Raw genomic sequence first — 15,252 nt, forward strand, 5'->3', positions numbered from 1 at the left:
GCCTGCCCCGTTCTTGCATCAGCGGCGCGCCAGTTCGGCAATCAGCGCCGGGGCGGGGTAGATCGTCTCCAGCGCTTCCTGCACGGCGGCGGTCGAAACCACCACGGTGCGGTTGAGCACCGGATCATAGCCGTAATTGCCGCCCAGCGAATGGATGTTGCCGTCGAAGGCGGCGCCGATCACCGTGCCGTCGCGGTCGATCACCGGGCTGCCGGAATTGCCGCCGATGATGTCATTGGTGGTGACGAAATCATAGGCCACAGTCGGATCGATCTGTTCCCGATGCGCGGCAAACCCGGGCGCCAGGTCGAACGGCGCATTGCCGGTCGCCCGTTCGAACGTGCCGCCCAGCGTGGTGGCGATCGGAACCTCATTGCCGCGTTCGGTCCAGCCCCTCACCCGGCCATAGCTGATCCGCAGGGTGAAGGTGGCATCGGGATAGAGCGCATCGCCATAGGCGGCGAAACGCGCATCGGACAGCTTGGCCCCGGCGGCGGCCAGCGGGCCCTGATAGGCTTCGTTCACCTGCTGGCGCAGGTCACGCTCCCGCTGTTCCAGGCGCAGCGCGTACTGGATCATCGGATCATCCGACGCCTCGACCGCAGCCAGCCCGCCTTCCCAGAGCTGCCGACGATAGGCGGCATCGCCCAGCCGGCTGTTGGTCACCAGCCGTTCGGCCAGCTGTTCCGGGCTGTCCTGCCCGAGCAGCAGGCGCGTATCGGCATCGTCGGGACCGAGATATTCGCGTGCCTTCGACAGGCTCCAGGAAAGCTGCAGCTGTTCCAGCCAGGGATAGACCGGGCGCTGATCCAGTACCTGCTTTTCCACCAGCGGCAGGGCGCTGTCGGTATAGCCGGGCAGACGTTCGGCATTGGGCTTGCTGCGTTCCTTCGCGGCGATCACGATCGACTGGGCATAGCTGTAAAGATCGCTCTGCGGCGTGATGAAGCGATAGGGTAGATAGAGCGCGCGATAGGATTCCACCGCCTTGCTCACATCGGCCCAAGGGTCGCCGATCGCGGCATTGCCGGCGCTGCGGCTGCGAAGTTCGGTTTCGGCCGTGGCAAGCTTGCCGGTGAAGGCGGGGTCATGCAGCGCGGTGGTGCGGCCGATATAGACCTTGAGCGAATTTTCGATGCCGGACAGCAAATCCAGCCCTTCGCGCTGGCGTTCCTCGCTCACTTCCATCGCGCTGATCAGCCGCCCGCGCAGTTCGGACAGGATGGCGACCGTCATCGGCAGGCGCACTTCACGCTCGAAAGCGAACTGGCTCTGGGTCCACAGGCGCGAGGTCGAACCCGGATTGCCGACCACGAAAGTGATCTCGTCCGCCTTGGGCGCGCGCGGGTTCCACTGCAGATGCGCCTCGGGCTTGACCGGCTGGCCCTTGTCATAGGCGCGCAGGAAGCTGGCATCGAGCGAGTAGCGCGGGAAATTGAAATTGTCGGGATCGCCGCCGAAGGTCGCGGCGCGGTCCTCGGGTGCCCAGACCAGCCGGACGTCGGAATATTTGCGATAGCGATAGAGCTTGTACTGCCCGCCGCCGAACAGGGTGACGACCTGGCAACGCGTGCTTTCCCGGTCGGTGCAGTTTTCCGCCTCGATCCCGGCAATCGCGGCATCGCGGGCGCGGGTCAGCGCTTCACCGGTCTTGCCGCTATAGGCGGCCTGGACCGTGCCGGTGACATCGGTGATGGCGGTAACGACTTCGGCCTGCTGGCCGGGGCAGGGCTTTTCCTCTTCCCGGCGGTTGGCGGTGAAGCCGGCTTCGAGCAGATCGGCCGCGCTGGTGGAATTGTCATACAGGCAGCTGGCGACGCAGTGATGATTGGTCAGGATCAGCCCGGTGTCGGATACGAAGCTGGCAGAACATCCGCCCGTCAACCGCACCGAAGACTGGCGCGCATGGTCGAGCCATGCCTGATCGGGGGCCCAGCCATAAGTCTGCTGCACCTGTGCGGTCGGGAAACCGTCGAAGGTCCACATGCCTTCCTCGGCCATGGCCGGCGCGGTTATCGCGGAAGAAAGCAGGAGGCCGGTGGCGATGGTGAGGACAGTGTTGCGATGGGTCATGGCAGGTTTCCGGTCCAGTTGACGCGTGGCGATGCGTTCCGTTGGATCTGAGTCTCAGATCCGAAACATGCGCCATAGCTCCGGACAGGTTTCATATGCAACTGGGGGAATGAAACAGTGTATCATGGGGTGGCAGCCGAGCCACTGCCATCCCATGGAGATCGTCGGAGATTGAATGGGCCTAAGCCCGCACCATCGCGCTGTTTTCCAGCAGTACGGTGGCGGCGGCGGTGTTGGAAATCGGGACGTGGTAATTGCTCGCCAGTTCACGCACCGATCCGCGCATGGCGCCGCGTGCGGCCAGCCAGTTGAGGATCTCCACGCCCTGGCTGCCGGCCAGTTCCACGATGTCGAGCGTGTCATGCTGCAGCATGGCCTCGGGATCGGGGGCCAGATTGCGCAGGCAGAACTTGTCATAGTCGACATTGATATGCCCGGCCCGTTCACCGTCGAGCTGGTGGGACAATCCGCCTGTCCCCATCACCACCACGCGTTCGGGGCCGGTCCAGCTTTCGATGGCACGCCCCACCGCGCGGCCTAGTTCCAGCGCGCGGCGCGGGCTGGGCAGGGGGTGCTGCACGGTGTTGAGGGAGATCGGCACCACCTTCACCGGCCAGGCATCGGTGTCGGGCCAGCACAGTTCGAAGGGTACGGCCACGGCATGGTCGAGCAGCATGGACTGGCAGGTGACCGGATCGAATTCCTGTTCCACCACGGTTTCGATGATATGCCATGACAGATCCGGCGCGCCGGTGAAGGGCTTGAAGCCGGACAGGCCCCATCCTTCATCCTCATGCTGGTAATCTGCCGCGGCGCCGATGGCGAAGGTGGGCATCTGGTCCAGGAAGAAGTTGAGCCCGTGGTCGTTGTAGAACACCACCGCCACATCGGGCCGCGTCTGCGCCAGCCAGCGGTGGATCGGCGCGAAGCCATCGAAGAAGGGCTTCCAATAGGGATCCTGCTGTTGCCCGCGCGCGATGGCCAGGCCAATGCCGGGCACATGGCTGGTGAAGATGCCGCCGACGATATCGCTCATGCCGCCACCCTCCGGTCCGTGACCGCGTGGGACAGCAAAACGGCGCGGAATTCCTCCACGCTCATGCCGGTCTGCAGCGCGCCCAGATCCTGCACATTGAGGCCGAAGATCCCCGCCAGCTTGGCCAGGTAATAGACATTGCCCCCGGCCGCGATCAGCCCGGGCACATCGCGGCTGCGCACGGCGCGGCGCTGGTCTTCGCTCAGGCCGAAGCGGTCCATGTAGCCCGCCTCGTCGGCGCGGAACGCCATGCGGTTGCTTTCGCTGTTGAAGGAAAAGCACATGGCGTTGAGCGGATAACCGCGCTGGGCCGCATCCCCGTCGAAGATCGGGGTGCCGGGAATGGTTCGGGCAGGGGCGCGCTGCCCCGCCGCTGCTGCTGCAATAGTCATGGTTCGGCCTTTCTCCTCAGCCCATGGAGAAAGACTATGGCGCGTGGCTGCGCCCTGCATTGCGGCAGATCAAATCACGCCGGAACCGGCAAGATCTCAGGACGGCAGGCGCAATTCCCCGGCCAGGGCATTGCCGAGCAGGCCGAAAAACCGCTGGCCGTTGCGGCATTTGTCCACCTGCCATTCGGGGTGCCATTGCACCGCCAGCACCGGTTCGGACGGGGCGGCAAAGGCTTCCACCAGCCCGTCATCCAAAGCGAAGGCTTCGGCGCGCAGCCCCGTGCCGAGCCGATCGACCCCTTCCTGATGGACGGATGTGACATCGATCCGCAGGTTCGGCACATCGGCGGCCAGATGCCCACCGGCCACCAGTTCCACGCCGTGGCGATTGGCGAACTGATCCTCGTAATCGATGTCCCCGCCATGGTGATCGCCGCCCAGGCCGCAGGTCAGCGTGCCGCCATAGAGCACGTTGAGTTCCTGCATGCCGCGGCAGATGCCGAACACCGGGCGGTTCTTTTCGATCATGTGGCTGGCCAGGCGGAACGCGGCTTCGTCCCGGCGTTCGTCGAACGGGCGTTCGATCTCGCAGGCGCTGCCATAGCGATGCGGCGCGACATTGGATCGCGATCCTGTCAGCAGCAGGCCATCGAGCCGCGAGGCCAGCGCCGCTGCTTCGAAGGAATCGGGCAGGGCCGGCACGAGCACCGGGATGGCGCCGCTGTAGCGGGCAACCGGCTCTATGAAACGCGTCGCAACAGCCTGCACCGGCCGCTGGGCGAATTCATTGCAGCACATGATACCTACCAGGGGGCGCAAGCTCATCCCAAACTCCATCTCAGCCGGCTACCGCTTCTCCAGTGGTCTGGAAAGAGGTGCGGCCAGCACGATTCTGGTGCTACCGCCATTTGTCTATCAAAACGATAGATAAAGCATTGTCCTTTGCCAAGTCCAGCTTTCAGCCCGGATGTGACCTGCCGTTTGCGGGCATCGGCGTGACCTTGGAGCAGCTTGGCTGTACATAGGCTGAGTGACCGGCGATAACCGGGCTTCACACCGGGAATTTCCCTGCCCAACGCGCATCCACGGTCGCTTCAGGCCCCTGCTACGCGGGCATGAAGTAAAAATTGATTTGTCAATCAAAACGGTCGAGATACTGATGCCGCGCGCCCTGGCCGAACTCCTCGGCACCATGGAAGGTGATGGATGAATTTTCACAAACTGATCGCTGCCGGTCTTGCCCTGGCCATGGTTCCCGCACTGGCCGCCTGTTCGGGCGGCAATGATGCGGAAGCCGGCACCGTCATCACCAATGTTTCCTACGATCCGACGCGCGAACTCTATCAGGCCATCAACCCCGCCTTTGCCGCCGACTGGAAGGCGAAGACCGGCGAAACCGTGTCTTTCCGCATGAGCCATGGCGGTTCGGGCAAGCAGAGCCGATCGGTGATCGACGGGCTGGATGCCGATGTCGTCACCCTCGCGCTTGCCTATGATATCGATGTGATCGCCGAGCGGACCAAGCGTCTGCCGGCGCAATGGCAGGCTGCCCTGCCGGACAATTCTTCCCCCTATACCTCGACCATCGTGTTCCTGGTGCGCAAGGGCAATCCGAAGGGGATTCGCGACTGGGCCGATCTGCTGAAGCCGGGCATTCAGGTGGTTACCCCCAACCCCAAGACCAGCGGTGGTGCGCGGTGGAATTTCCTGGCCGCATGGGCCTATGGCAAGAAGGCCGGCGGCAGCGATGCGGCGGCCGAACAATATGTCCGCCAGCTCTATGCCCAGGTTCCGGTGCTGGACAGCGGCGCGCGTGGATCGACGACCACCTTCGCCGAACGCGGCATTGGTGACGTGCTGATCGCGTGGGAGAATGAGGCGTTTCTGGCCGTCAACGAACTGGGCGAAGGCAAGTTCGATATCGTTGTGCCGTCGATTTCCGTGCTGGCCGAACCGCCGGTTGCGGTGGTGACGGAGAATGCCAAGAAGCACGGCACCGAAGCGGTGGTGCAGGCCTATCTCGAATATCTCTACACGCCCGAAGCGCAAACCGCGATTGCCCGCAATTATTATCGCCCGCGCAATCCGGAAGTGGCCGCGCAGTTCAAGGATCAGTTCCCGGAACTCGAACTGGTCACGATCGACAGCGCCTTTGGCGGCTGGACCGCTGCGCAAAAGCGGTTCTTTGACGATGGCGGGGTGTTCGACCGTATTTCTGCCCGGAAGTGATGCTTCTTCCGCTGCACCGCTGATACCCCGTTCACGCTTTCAAGCAGGCCACTGCAGATGACCAGCCCGCCCGTCCGGCCGCCGCGCCGCCGCAATGTCATACCCGGCTTCGGCCTGACCTTCGGGATCAGCGCGCTGTGGCTCAGCATCATCGTGCTGATCCCGCTGGCGACGATCTTCCTGCGTTCGGCGCATATGGGCCTCGAACAATTCATCGCCGTGGGCCTCTCCCCCCGCGCGCTGGAGGCCTATCGCCTCAGCTTCGGCACGGCGGCGGCGGCGGGCGTGGTCAATGCCATCTTCGGCGTGGTCGTGGCCTGGGTGCTGGTGCGCTATGACTTCATCGGCAAGCGGCTGGTCGGCGCCATCGTCGATCTGCCCTTCGCCCTGCCGACAGCGGTGGCGGGCATCGCGCTGACCGCAATCTATGCCCCCAATGGCTGGATCGGCCAGCTGTTCGATCCGCTGGGCATTCGTATCGCCTTCACCCCGATCGGCATCACCATCGCGCTGATCTTCATCGGCCTGCCCTTCGTGGTCCGCTCGGTCGAACCGGTGCTGGCGGATCTGGGCCGCGATGTGGAAGAAGCCGCCGCCACGCTGGGCGCCAGCCGGTGGCAGACCTTCAGCCGCGTCATCCTGCCGGCCATCGGCCCGGCGCTGCTGACCGGCTTCGCGCTCACCTTTGCGCGCGGCGTTGGCGAATATGGATCGGTGATCTTCATCGCCGGCAATATCCAGGGCAGCACCGAAATCGCGCCGCTGCTGATCGTCACCCAGCTCGAACAATATAATTACGACGGCGCCACGGCGATTGCCGTGGTCATGCTGCTGGTATCCTTCGGCGTGCTGCTGGGGATCAATCTGTCGCAGGTCGCCAGCCGGCGGAGGATGGGCGCATGAACCGCAATCCCGTCAGCGAAAGCCGCTTCGCACGTGCGGCCCTGATCACCATCGCGCTTCTGTTCCTGGCGCTCTTCATCCTGCTGCCGCTGTTCGCGGTGTTTTCGGAGGCTTTGAAGGAAGGCTTCGACGATTTCGCCGAAGCGGTCAGCACGCCCGATGCGCTGGCGGCCATCCGGCTGACGCTGATCGTCGCGGCCATCAGCGTGCCGTTGAACATGGTGTTCGGGGTGGCGGCCAGCTGGGCGATCACCAAGTTCGATTTTCGCGGCAAGGGTTTCCTGATCACGCTGATCGATCTGCCCTTTTCCGTTTCCCCGGTGGTATCCGGCCTGATTTTCGTGCTGCTGTTCGGCGCCAATGGCTATCTTGGGCCCTGGTTGGCCGAACATGATGTGCGCATCATCTTCGCCGTGCCGGGCATCGTGCTGGCCACGGTGTTCATCACCTTCCCCTTCGTCGCGCGCGAACTGATCCCATTGATGATGGAACAGGGCAAGGAAGATGAGGAGGCGGCGATTTCCCTGGGCGCCAGTGGGTGGCAGACCTTCTGGCATGTGACGCTGCCCAATATCCGCTGGGCGCTGCTTTACGGCGTATTGCTGTGCAATGCGCGGGCGATGGGCGAATTCGGCGCCGTTTCGGTGGTGTCGGGCCATATTCGCGGCATCACCAACACCATGCCGCTGCATGTGGAAATCCTGTACAATGAATATGATTTCGTGGGCGCCTTTGCCGTCGCATCGCTGCTGGCCGGCCTCGCGCTGGTGACACTGGTGATCAAGACCGTGCTCGAATGGCGTTTCAATCTCCACCACGCGGGGGCAAGACATTGATCAGCGTTGAAAATATCCGCAAGCAGTTCGGTGGATTTGCCGCCCTTGGCGGAGTGGACCTGCAGATCGCAAAGGGCGAATTCGTCGCGCTGCTCGGTCCTTCGGGTTCGGGCAAGACCACGCTGCTGCGCGTGATCGCGGGTCTGGAATTCCAGGATTCGGGCGTGGTCCGGTTCGACGGGGAAGATGTCTCCGACAGGCCGGTGGCGGAGCGCGGCGTGGGCTTCGTGTTCCAGCACTATGCGCTGTTCCGCCATATGAAGGTGGCGGACAATGTCTCCTTCGGCCTCTCTGTGCGCAAGCGCGGGGAACGCCCCTCCGCCCGCGAACGGCGCGAACGCGCGGATGAATTGCTGCGGCTGGTGCATCTGGAGGGGCTGGGCGATCGGTATCCAGCGCAATTGTCCGGCGGTCAGCGGCAGCGCGTGGCCCTGGCCCGCGCCCTGGCGATCCAGCCGCAACTGCTGCTGCTGGATGAACCCTTCGGCGCGCTGGATGCCAAGGTGCGCAAGGATCTGCGCCGCTGGCTGCGCGAACTGCACAGCCAGATGGGGCTGACCTCGATTTTCGTGACCCATGATCAGGAAGAGGCGCTGGAACTGGCCGACCGCGTGGTGGTGTTGAACAAGGGCGCCATCGAACAGATCGGCACGCCCGAACAGGTCTATACGCAGCCGGCCACGCCCTTCGTGGCCAGCTTCGTGGGGGAAAACACCGTTCTGCCCGGCGGCGTGCATGTGCGCCCGCATGATCTGGAGATCACCACCGATGGCGGCCATGCCGTGGTGGTCGACAATGTCTTCCGCAAGGGCGGCGTATGGCGGATCGAAGGCATGCTGCAGGGCACCGACACGCTGGTGGAATTGGATCTGGATGCTGCTCAGGCTGCTCCGGAAACGGGTAGTACCATCCACGTCCGCCCGATCCGGGCCAGCAATTTCACCGGCTGATCTTCACCTCCCGTCGCACCAGCGAAGACTGGTGCCGCTCTCAGCCTGGCACCACAACAGGCTAAAACCGGTTCCCACCCGGCCGCGCCCTGCCTATGACCCATGCCGATGCTCAGCAGACGATCGGCAATACGGGAAATGGGCGGGATCGCCTTGGCGGGTGCCCTGCCTTTGGTGCTGGGCGGCGCTCCGGCGATGGCGCGCGGCACGCGCCTTCCGCCCCGCCTGCGCTTGGGTGATACGGTCGGGCTGATCGCCCCGGCCGGTTTCAGCGATGATGCCGCTGCGCTCGATGCGATCCGCCACACCATCACCGGCATGGGGCTGGTGCCGAAGATGGGCCGCCATGTGCTGGAACGCCACGGCTATCTCGCCGGCACCGATCAGCAGCGCGCCGATGATATCCACGCGATGTTCGCCGATGAGGAGGTGCGCGGTATCTTCGCCATTCGCGGCGGCTGGGGCTGTGCCCGGCTGTTGCCGCTGCTCGACTGGGATCTGATCCGGTCGAACCCCAAGCTGCTGATCGGCTATAGCGACATCACCGCGCTCCATCTCGCCTTTGCCCGTCGTGCGGGTTTCCCGACCATCCATGCGCCCAATGCCTCCGGGCGCTGGCTGAAAACCAGCTGGGAAAGCCTGTGGCGCCTGGCCTTCACCGGCGAAACCCCGCTGCTCGGTGCGGGTGACGCAGGGGTTTCCACCGGCGATCTGCCGGTCACCACCATTCGGCCGGGGCTGGCCAGCGGGCGCCTGCTCGGCGGCAATCTGACCGTGCTGACCACGCTGATGGGCACCCCCTGGCTGCCCGATTTCGATGGTGCGATCCTGTTTCTGGAAGATGTGGCGGAGGCGGAATATCGGGTGGACCGCATGCTCAGCCAGCTGGCGCTGTCGGGCGTGCTGAGGCGGCTTTCCGGCGTGGTGTTCGGCCAGTGCACGCGCTGCAGTTCCGGGGTGGGCGATTATATCGGCTTCACCCTGCCGCAGCTGTTCGGACAGTACTTTGCCCCGCTCGGCATTCCTGCCTTCAGCGGTGCCAATATCGGCCATCTGAGCAATCAGCTGAGTCTGCCGTTCGGTGCGCAGGTGGAAATGGATGCGACGGCAGGGACGATCCGCCTGCTCGAACCGGTGGTTCGCTGACCGGCGGGCTGAAACACCGCCTGTAACCCCTGTTAACGCCGTCTTTTACGGTAATTTACGTTGTTGGACATCTCCCACATTGCAATCACGCCTGCGGACGGGGCGGCTTCTGGTGGCCCCATGGGGTCGATTGGGGGTTGCGCATGTTCGGGGATCAGAAGGGCGGCGGTGAGCTGGTCGAAGCTCCGCGCCCGGCAACGGCGCGTGACGCAAAGCCCAAGCGCAAGAACCCACAGCAGACGTCGTTTGTTGCGCAGCTCCACAAATGGGCCGGGCTGACTCTCGGCATTATCCTCGTCATCTGCGGTCTTACGGGCAGCTATCTCGCCTTCTATCCCGAAATCGAACGTGCCACGATCGCGCCCCTGCGCCTCTCACCTGGGGTGCAGCCGGAAAGCTATGAGGCGGTGTATCAGGCCCTGAGCAAGGTCGGTTCGCCCGCTGAAGGGCGCTGGAACATCGAACTGCCCGAAGACGGCGGCGTCATCACCAGCCGCTATGGCCGGCGTGGCAGCCCCAACCGGATGGTCACGCTCGACCCGGCCACGCTGCAGGTGGTGCATGATGTCGAATGGGGCAGCACGGTTTCCACCTGGGTCTATGAACTGCATTACCGCCTGCTGATGGGCCGTTCCGGCGCGACCTTCATGGGCATCGTCGCGCTGTCGCTGATGGTCATGATGATCGCTGGCATCGTGCTGTGGTGGCGTTCCGGCCGCAATGTCGCCGCGCGCCTCAAATATCACGCCAACGGCACCTCCGAACGCAAGATCTATGATGTCCACCGCCTGTCCGGGGTGGTGGGAGCAGTGTTCCTGCTGCTGATCCTGGCGACCGCTGCGGCGATGAGCCTGCCCGATCAGGTGAAACCGATCCTCAGCGCATTTTCTCCGATCGAAAAATCGCCCGAGCCTGAATCCTCGCCCGCACTGGGCCGCCCGCGCATCCCGCTGGATCGCGCATTGGCGATCGTGCGGCAGGATATGCCCGGGGTCGATATCCGCTGGGTGCAGGTGCCGGCAGAGGAAACCGCGCCCTACGCCATCCGTTTCCGCGATCCGGGTGAACTCAATCGCCGCTTTCCCAAGAGCTATGTCTGGCTCGACCAATATGATGGCCGGGTGCTGGCGGTGCAGCGCGAAACGCAGGGCACGGCGTCCAACCGCATCCTCAACCTGTTCTACCCGCTGCACAGCGGCCAGGCCCTCGGCATCGGGGGGCGCGCGCTGGTGGCCCTGATCGGGCTGTTTCCACTGATCCTGTTCGTGACCGGCGTGATCCGCTGGCGCGGCAAGGCTTCCCGGCTCTCTGCATACAAGCGCAGCACTGCTGCCGCTGCGGCACGCCGCACCGCAAAATCCTAAATCTGGCCTGAATCTGGAGTGATTTCCTTGACCAATACCCGCTTCGGCGTGCGCACCCTGTTGACCGCCACCGCCCTGAGTTCCGCCGCATTGGCCATGCCTGCCCTGGGGCAGAGCAGCACTGCGCAGGCGGAGGAAGATGATGCGGCCATCATCGTGCTCGGCGCGCGGGAGATTGCGCTCGACAGCAAATCCGAAACGGGTTCTCGCCTTGGCCTGACCGTCCGAGAAACCCCAGCCACCATCGACGTGCTGACCCAGGAACGCTTCCTCGAACGTGGCCTGCGCACCTCCAACGAAGCGCTCAACAGCGCGCCGGGCGTTACGGCAATCGATACCGGCGGCTCGCCGGGCACCGTGTCGATGCGTGGTTTTGGCGGCAATTCCGTGTCGCAGAACTATGATGGCGTGCATCAGCCGTCCACCATGACATCGCGCAATTACGACAGCTTCGCGTTTGACCGGATAGAAATTCTCAAGGGACCGTCCTCGGTTCTTTACGGGGAAGGCGCAGTCGGCGGTTCGATCAATTTCGTCCCCAAGAAACCGATGCTGGATCGCGCCGCAGTGGCAGGGATCGCGCAATATGGCAGCCTGAACACCTTCCGCGTCGCGGGCGATGTGAACCTGCCGCTCAGCGAACAGGTCGGGGTGCGGGCCGTGGTCAGCTATGCGGGAACCGACGGTCTGATCGATCGCGCGGAGGCGGAAAGCCTGTCCGCCAATCTGGGCATCATGTTCCAGCCGACCGATCGGCTCAGCCTGTTTGTGGCGGCGGAATATTTCTGGAAAGATGATGGTGCCATTTATTGGGGTACGCCGCTGGTTTCGACCGGTGTGGCGCGCGATCCCAGCGATCTGATTTCCACCCCCAATGGCCGGGTGCTCGATCTGGCACTGCGCAACACCAATCTGCAGTATGATGACGCGAAGGTCATTTCGCACAGCACCTGGTTCCGCTCCCAATTGAACTGGCAGATCAACGACGTCTGGTCGCTGCGCAATGATCTGTCCTACAATGGCGGCGAACGCCTCTGGCGCGATGCGGAAGGATACAGCTTCTCACTCACCGGATCCGGCGCACCCCGCATTGCCCGGCGTGCGACCTACATCCTCAATCCGCTAGCCTTCTGGCATGAACGTCTGGCGCTTTCTTCCGACGGCAATCTGTTCGGCAATCGCAACCGGTTCCTGATCGGGGCTGAGCACAGCGAGAACGAACATACGAGCATCCGCCGCTTTGGTCAGAGCGTGCCGGTGGACCCTTATGATTTTGACCCCGGTCTTTTCCCCGAAATCGACAAGAAAACCTTTGTCGGCGCGGGGAATTTCACCGATGCCGGGGCATTGATCAAAATCGACGCGGTGTTCGCTGAAAACGCCTTCAACATCACGGACAAGCTGCTGTTCGTGCTGGGCGGCCGTTACGAGGATATGTCGCTGCTGCGCACGATCACGGATTACAATCCCGTCAATTTCAGCAGCTTTGAAACCAGCTACAACCCATTCTCGTACCGCGCTGGCCTGGTTTATGATCTGGCGAACAAGACGCAGCTCTATGCCCAATATTCGCGTTCGGCTGCACCGGTTGGCACGCTGGTGCTGCTCAACCTGGCCAATTCGAAATTCGAACTGACCAAGGGCGAAACGATAGAGGGCGGGGTCAAAAGCTCCTTCCTCAACGACAAGGTCAGCGTTACCCTGTCGGGGTTCTGGATCCGTGAAGACGACATCATCACGCGTGATCCGATCGATCCGACCATTGCGATCCAGGGTGGTTCCCAGTCCACCTATGGGGCGGAGCTGGCCTTTTCCGCTGCGCTCACATCGCAATTCCGCATCGACGGCAATGTGTCGCTGATCGACGCGAAATATGATGAATTGCTGGAAGCCGGCGGCGTCAACCGGGCAGGCAACACGCCGCCCAATGTGGCCGAACGAATCATCAACCTGTTTGCGGTCTATGAATTCCCACAGGTGCCGTTCAAGCTGACGGCCGGTCTGCGCAACCAGGGCAGTACCTTCGGCGATACGGCCAATCTGGTTCGCGTGGATGGATACACCATCTTTGACGCGTCCATCGGCTATCGCTTCAGCTTCGGCGAACTCACCGTGCGCGGCCGTAACCTGACCGATCGCCTCTATATCGAACGGGCAGGGACCAGCAGCGTCTATATCGGTGCGCCCCGTACCGTCGATGTCACCTTCCAGACGAAGTTCTGATCATGCTCGAAGCCGTCAACGTCACCAAGGAATTCGGCCCCAATCGCGCGCTGAACGGCGTGTCACTGCGTGTCGAGGCCGGCGAAATCTATTGTCTTCTCGGCGCCAATGGCGCCGGGAAGACCACGCTGATCAATCTGTTCCTCAATTTTCATCAGCCCACTTCCGGGTCGGTGTGGATCAACGGTCGCGATGTCGCGAGTGCGCCGATCGATACCAAGCGGGATGTCGCCTATATTCCCGAACAGGTCATGCTCTATGGCATGCTTACGGGCCTGGAAAATCTCGATTATTTCGCTGCGCTCGCCACCGGGCAGCGCCAGCCCAAGGATCATCTGGTCGCGCTGCTGGCAGAGGCCGGCCTGCCTGCCGATGCGGTGGACCGGCGCGTGTCGAATTATTCGAAGGGGATGCGGCAGAAGGTCGGCATTGCCATTGCCCTAGCCAAGAATGCCCGCGCCCTGCTGCTCGATGAGCCGACCTCCGGCCTCGATCCGTCCGCCGCCAATGAATTTTCCCAATTGCTGGTGCGCGCGCAGGAACGCGGGGTGGCGATCCTGACTACCACGCATGATCTGTTCCATGCCAAGCAGACCGGCACCCGCGTCGGCATCATGAAGCGCGGCAATCTGATGAGCGAACTCGACAGCGCCGATGTCAGCCACAATGATCTGGAGGCGCTTTACCTCCAGCATATGAGGGACTGACATGCTGGGGCTGATTGCGCGCAAGGAATTCCGCGAATTCGTCCGCGACGGGCGGATGATCTGGGCGGGCGGCCTGATGGTCGTGCTGCTGATCACATCCGTCCTGCTCGGCTGGCAGCAGCAGGCGGCCGTGCAGGCCGAGCGCGTCGCCAGCCAGGAACTGGATTATGACGCCTGGCTCAATCAGGGGCCACGCCATCCGCACAATGCCGCCGACCAGGGCATGCATGTGTTCAAGCCATCGCCGCCGCTCAGCATCATCGATCCCGGCATCGATCCCTTCGTCGGGTCAACCATCTGGTTGCAGGCGCACCGGCAGGGCGAAACCAAGTTCCGCCCTGCGCAGGATGCCACCGGGCTCAAGCGCTTCGGCAATCTGTCACCGGCCTGGATCGTGCAGGTGCTGGCCCCGCTGCTGATCATCATCCTGGGCTTCAGCGCCTTTGCCACCGAACGCGAACAGGGCACGTTGCGCCAGTTGCTCAGCATGGGCGTGGCGGGGCGGCAATTGATGTGGGGGAAGGCGCTCGCGCTCGTCCTGGCGCTGGGCGTGCTGATCGTGCCGGGCGCCCTGCTGGCGCTGGGCGCCTTGGCGGGCGGGGCCAGCGGCGATGTGTTGCTGCGGTTCGCGCTGCTGTGCCTTGGCTATGCGCTGTATCTTGGCGCCGTGATCTTCATCGTGCTGGGCGTTTCGGCCATGTGTCGCCATTCGCGCACCGCGCTGTTCGTGCTGTTGGCGCTGTGGATCGGCGCTGTGCTGATCGCGCCGCGCACCATTGCCGATGTCGCGACCCGGACTTTCCCCAGCCCGTCGCGGGTCGGTTTCGATGAGGCCTTGTCGGCGGATCTGGATGGCGCGTCCGAAAAGGAATGGATGCGCAATTTCAATGTGTCGTCCGCCTGGGATCCCAAGCTGCCGCTGAGTCAATGGGGCAAGGCCCTGCAGGTGGATGACCATTCCGGTTACGGCGTGCTCGATGATCATTTCGGCCGGCTGTGGGACACGTTCGAGCGGCAGCAGAAATTGCAGGAGGCGGCCGGTGTGGTCGCGCCGGTCGTGGCTTTGCGGGCCTTTTCGATGGCCGTTTCCGGCACGGACTTCTCCCACCATCGCCATTTTTCGAACCAGGCGGAAAAACAGCGTCGCTTGTTGCAGGAAGTGGTCAGCCACGATCTGATCGAACATGCCGATCCGCTGGGCGATCGCCATTTCAGCTACAAGGCTGGACCCGAGCTCTGGGCCAAGGTGCCGCGCTTCACTTATGATCCGCCAGGCGTGGGCTTCGCGCTGCGGAAACATTGGCTCAGCCTCGCCGTGCTGATCGCGATCTTTCTCGCCAGCCTCCTCTTCGCGCGTACCGCTGTGACGCGGCGGTTGTCGGCATGATCGAAG

The 15,252-nt window shown here is 63.3% G+C and carries 13 protein-coding genes; 9 read left to right on the top strand and 4 right to left on the bottom strand.

Annotated elements, in window-relative coordinates; all coding sequences use genetic code 11:
- Positions 1–18: 18 nt before the first annotated feature.
- The 4 genes from GRI97_RS03010 to GRI97_RS03025 all read right to left on the bottom strand — a co-directional run bounded on the left by GRI97_RS03010 (position 19) and on the right by GRI97_RS03025 (position 4,326).
- Positions 19–2,073 carry a S46 family peptidase gene (locus tag GRI97_RS03010; protein ID WP_161389635.1) on the bottom strand — a complete coding sequence of 685 codons (2,055 nt, stop codon included), beginning with the start codon at positions 2,071–2,073 and terminating at the stop codon, positions 19–21.
- Positions 2,074–2,254: 181 nt separating this feature from the next.
- A complete protein-coding gene (locus GRI97_RS03015; RefSeq protein WP_161389636.1) occupies positions 2,255–3,109 on the bottom strand; it encodes a class III extradiol dioxygenase family protein in 855 nt (284 codons plus the stop codon).
- The gene (locus GRI97_RS03020; protein WP_161389637.1) at positions 3,106–3,501 is read right to left on the bottom strand and encodes a protocatechuate 4,5-dioxygenase subunit alpha; all 396 of its coding nucleotides are present in this window, start codon (positions 3,499–3,501) and stop codon (positions 3,106–3,108) included. The genes GRI97_RS03015 and GRI97_RS03020 overlap by 4 nt, the downstream gene beginning before the upstream one ends.
- Before the next feature lie 96 nt (positions 3,502–3,597).
- Complete coding sequence (locus GRI97_RS03025; protein WP_202392560.1) at positions 3,598–4,326, bottom strand: gamma-glutamyl-gamma-aminobutyrate hydrolase family protein; 729 nt, start codon at positions 4,324–4,326, stop codon at positions 3,598–3,600.
- 381 nt (positions 4,327–4,707) lie between these two features.
- Between GRI97_RS03025 and GRI97_RS03030 the strand changes: the two genes are divergently transcribed.
- The 9 genes from GRI97_RS03030 (at position 4,708) to GRI97_RS03070 (ending at position 15,246) form a co-directional block, all read left to right on the top strand.
- Positions 4,708–5,730, top strand: coding sequence for a sulfate ABC transporter substrate-binding protein (locus tag GRI97_RS03030; RefSeq protein WP_161389639.1), 1,023 nt, complete (start codon positions 4,708–4,710; stop codon positions 5,728–5,730).
- A gap of 57 nt (positions 5,731–5,787) precedes the next feature.
- A complete protein-coding gene (gene cysT / locus GRI97_RS03035) occupies positions 5,788–6,633 on the top strand; it encodes a sulfate ABC transporter permease subunit CysT (protein ID WP_161389640.1) in 846 nt (281 codons plus the stop codon).
- Complete coding sequence (gene cysW / locus GRI97_RS03040) at positions 6,630–7,469, top strand: sulfate ABC transporter permease subunit CysW (protein ID WP_161389641.1); 840 nt, start codon at positions 6,630–6,632, stop codon at positions 7,467–7,469. Before cysT ends, cysW begins: the two co-directional genes overlap by 4 nt.
- Positions 7,466–8,419, top strand: a complete 954-nt coding sequence (locus tag GRI97_RS03045) for a sulfate/molybdate ABC transporter ATP-binding protein (RefSeq protein WP_235917588.1) — start codon at positions 7,466–7,468, stop codon at positions 8,417–8,419. Before cysW ends, GRI97_RS03045 begins: the two co-directional genes overlap by 4 nt.
- Before the next feature lie 138 nt (positions 8,420–8,557).
- On the top strand, positions 8,558–9,565 hold the full coding sequence (locus GRI97_RS03050) for a S66 peptidase family protein (protein WP_377018695.1): 1,008 nt from the start codon (positions 8,558–8,560) through the stop codon (positions 9,563–9,565).
- Positions 9,566–9,708: 143 nt separating this feature from the next.
- Entirely contained in the window at positions 9,709–10,929 is a 1,221-nt protein-coding gene (locus tag GRI97_RS03055) for a PepSY-associated TM helix domain-containing protein (protein ID WP_161389644.1), read from the top strand.
- 27 nt (positions 10,930–10,956) lie between these two features.
- Positions 10,957–13,152, top strand: a complete 2,196-nt coding sequence (locus tag GRI97_RS03060) for a TonB-dependent receptor (protein WP_161389645.1) — start codon at positions 10,957–10,959, stop codon at positions 13,150–13,152.
- A 2-nt stretch (positions 13,153–13,154) separates the two neighbouring features.
- Positions 13,155–13,859 (top strand): ABC transporter ATP-binding protein, encoded by a 705-nt coding sequence (locus GRI97_RS03065; protein WP_161389646.1) that lies wholly within the window; start codon positions 13,155–13,157, stop codon positions 13,857–13,859.
- 1 nt (position 13,860) lies between these two features.
- On the top strand, positions 13,861–15,246 hold the full coding sequence (locus GRI97_RS03070) for an ABC transporter permease subunit (RefSeq protein WP_161389647.1): 1,386 nt from the start codon (positions 13,861–13,863) through the stop codon (positions 15,244–15,246).
- Positions 15,247–15,252 lie beyond the last annotated feature (6 nt).

The organism is Croceibacterium xixiisoli (assembly GCF_009827305.1).
Taxonomy (GTDB): domain Bacteria; phylum Pseudomonadota; class Alphaproteobacteria; order Sphingomonadales; family Sphingomonadaceae; genus Croceibacterium_C; species Croceibacterium_C xixiisoli.

Bases quoted from the DNA above. Each gene is read 5' to 3' on its own strand.
- GRI97_RS03010 (WP_161389635.1), bottom strand. From the start codon at position 2,073: ATGACCCATCGCAACACTGTCCTCACCATCGCCACCGGCCTCCTGCTT.
- GRI97_RS03015 (WP_161389636.1), bottom strand. From the start codon at position 3,109: ATGAGCGATATCGTCGGCGGCATCTTCACCAGCCATGTGCCCGGCATT.
- GRI97_RS03020 (WP_161389637.1), bottom strand. From the start codon at position 3,501: ATGACTATTGCAGCAGCAGCGGCGGGGCAGCGCGCCCCTGCCCGAACC.
- GRI97_RS03025 (WP_202392560.1), bottom strand. From the start codon at position 4,326: ATGAGCTTGCGCCCCCTGGTAGGTATCATGTGCTGCAATGAATTCGCC.
- GRI97_RS03030 (WP_161389639.1), top strand. From the start codon at position 4,708: ATGAATTTTCACAAACTGATCGCTGCCGGTCTTGCCCTGGCCATGGTT.
- cysT (WP_161389640.1), top strand. From the start codon at position 5,788: ATGACCAGCCCGCCCGTCCGGCCGCCGCGCCGCCGCAATGTCATACCC.
- cysW (WP_161389641.1), top strand. From the start codon at position 6,630: ATGAACCGCAATCCCGTCAGCGAAAGCCGCTTCGCACGTGCGGCCCTG.
- GRI97_RS03050 (WP_377018695.1), top strand. From the start codon at position 8,558: ATGGGCGGGATCGCCTTGGCGGGTGCCCTGCCTTTGGTGCTGGGCGGC.
- GRI97_RS03055 (WP_161389644.1), top strand. From the start codon at position 9,709: ATGTTCGGGGATCAGAAGGGCGGCGGTGAGCTGGTCGAAGCTCCGCGC.
- GRI97_RS03065 (WP_161389646.1), top strand. From the start codon at position 13,155: ATGCTCGAAGCCGTCAACGTCACCAAGGAATTCGGCCCCAATCGCGCG.
- GRI97_RS03070 (WP_161389647.1), top strand. From the start codon at position 13,861: ATGCTGGGGCTGATTGCGCGCAAGGAATTCCGCGAATTCGTCCGCGAC.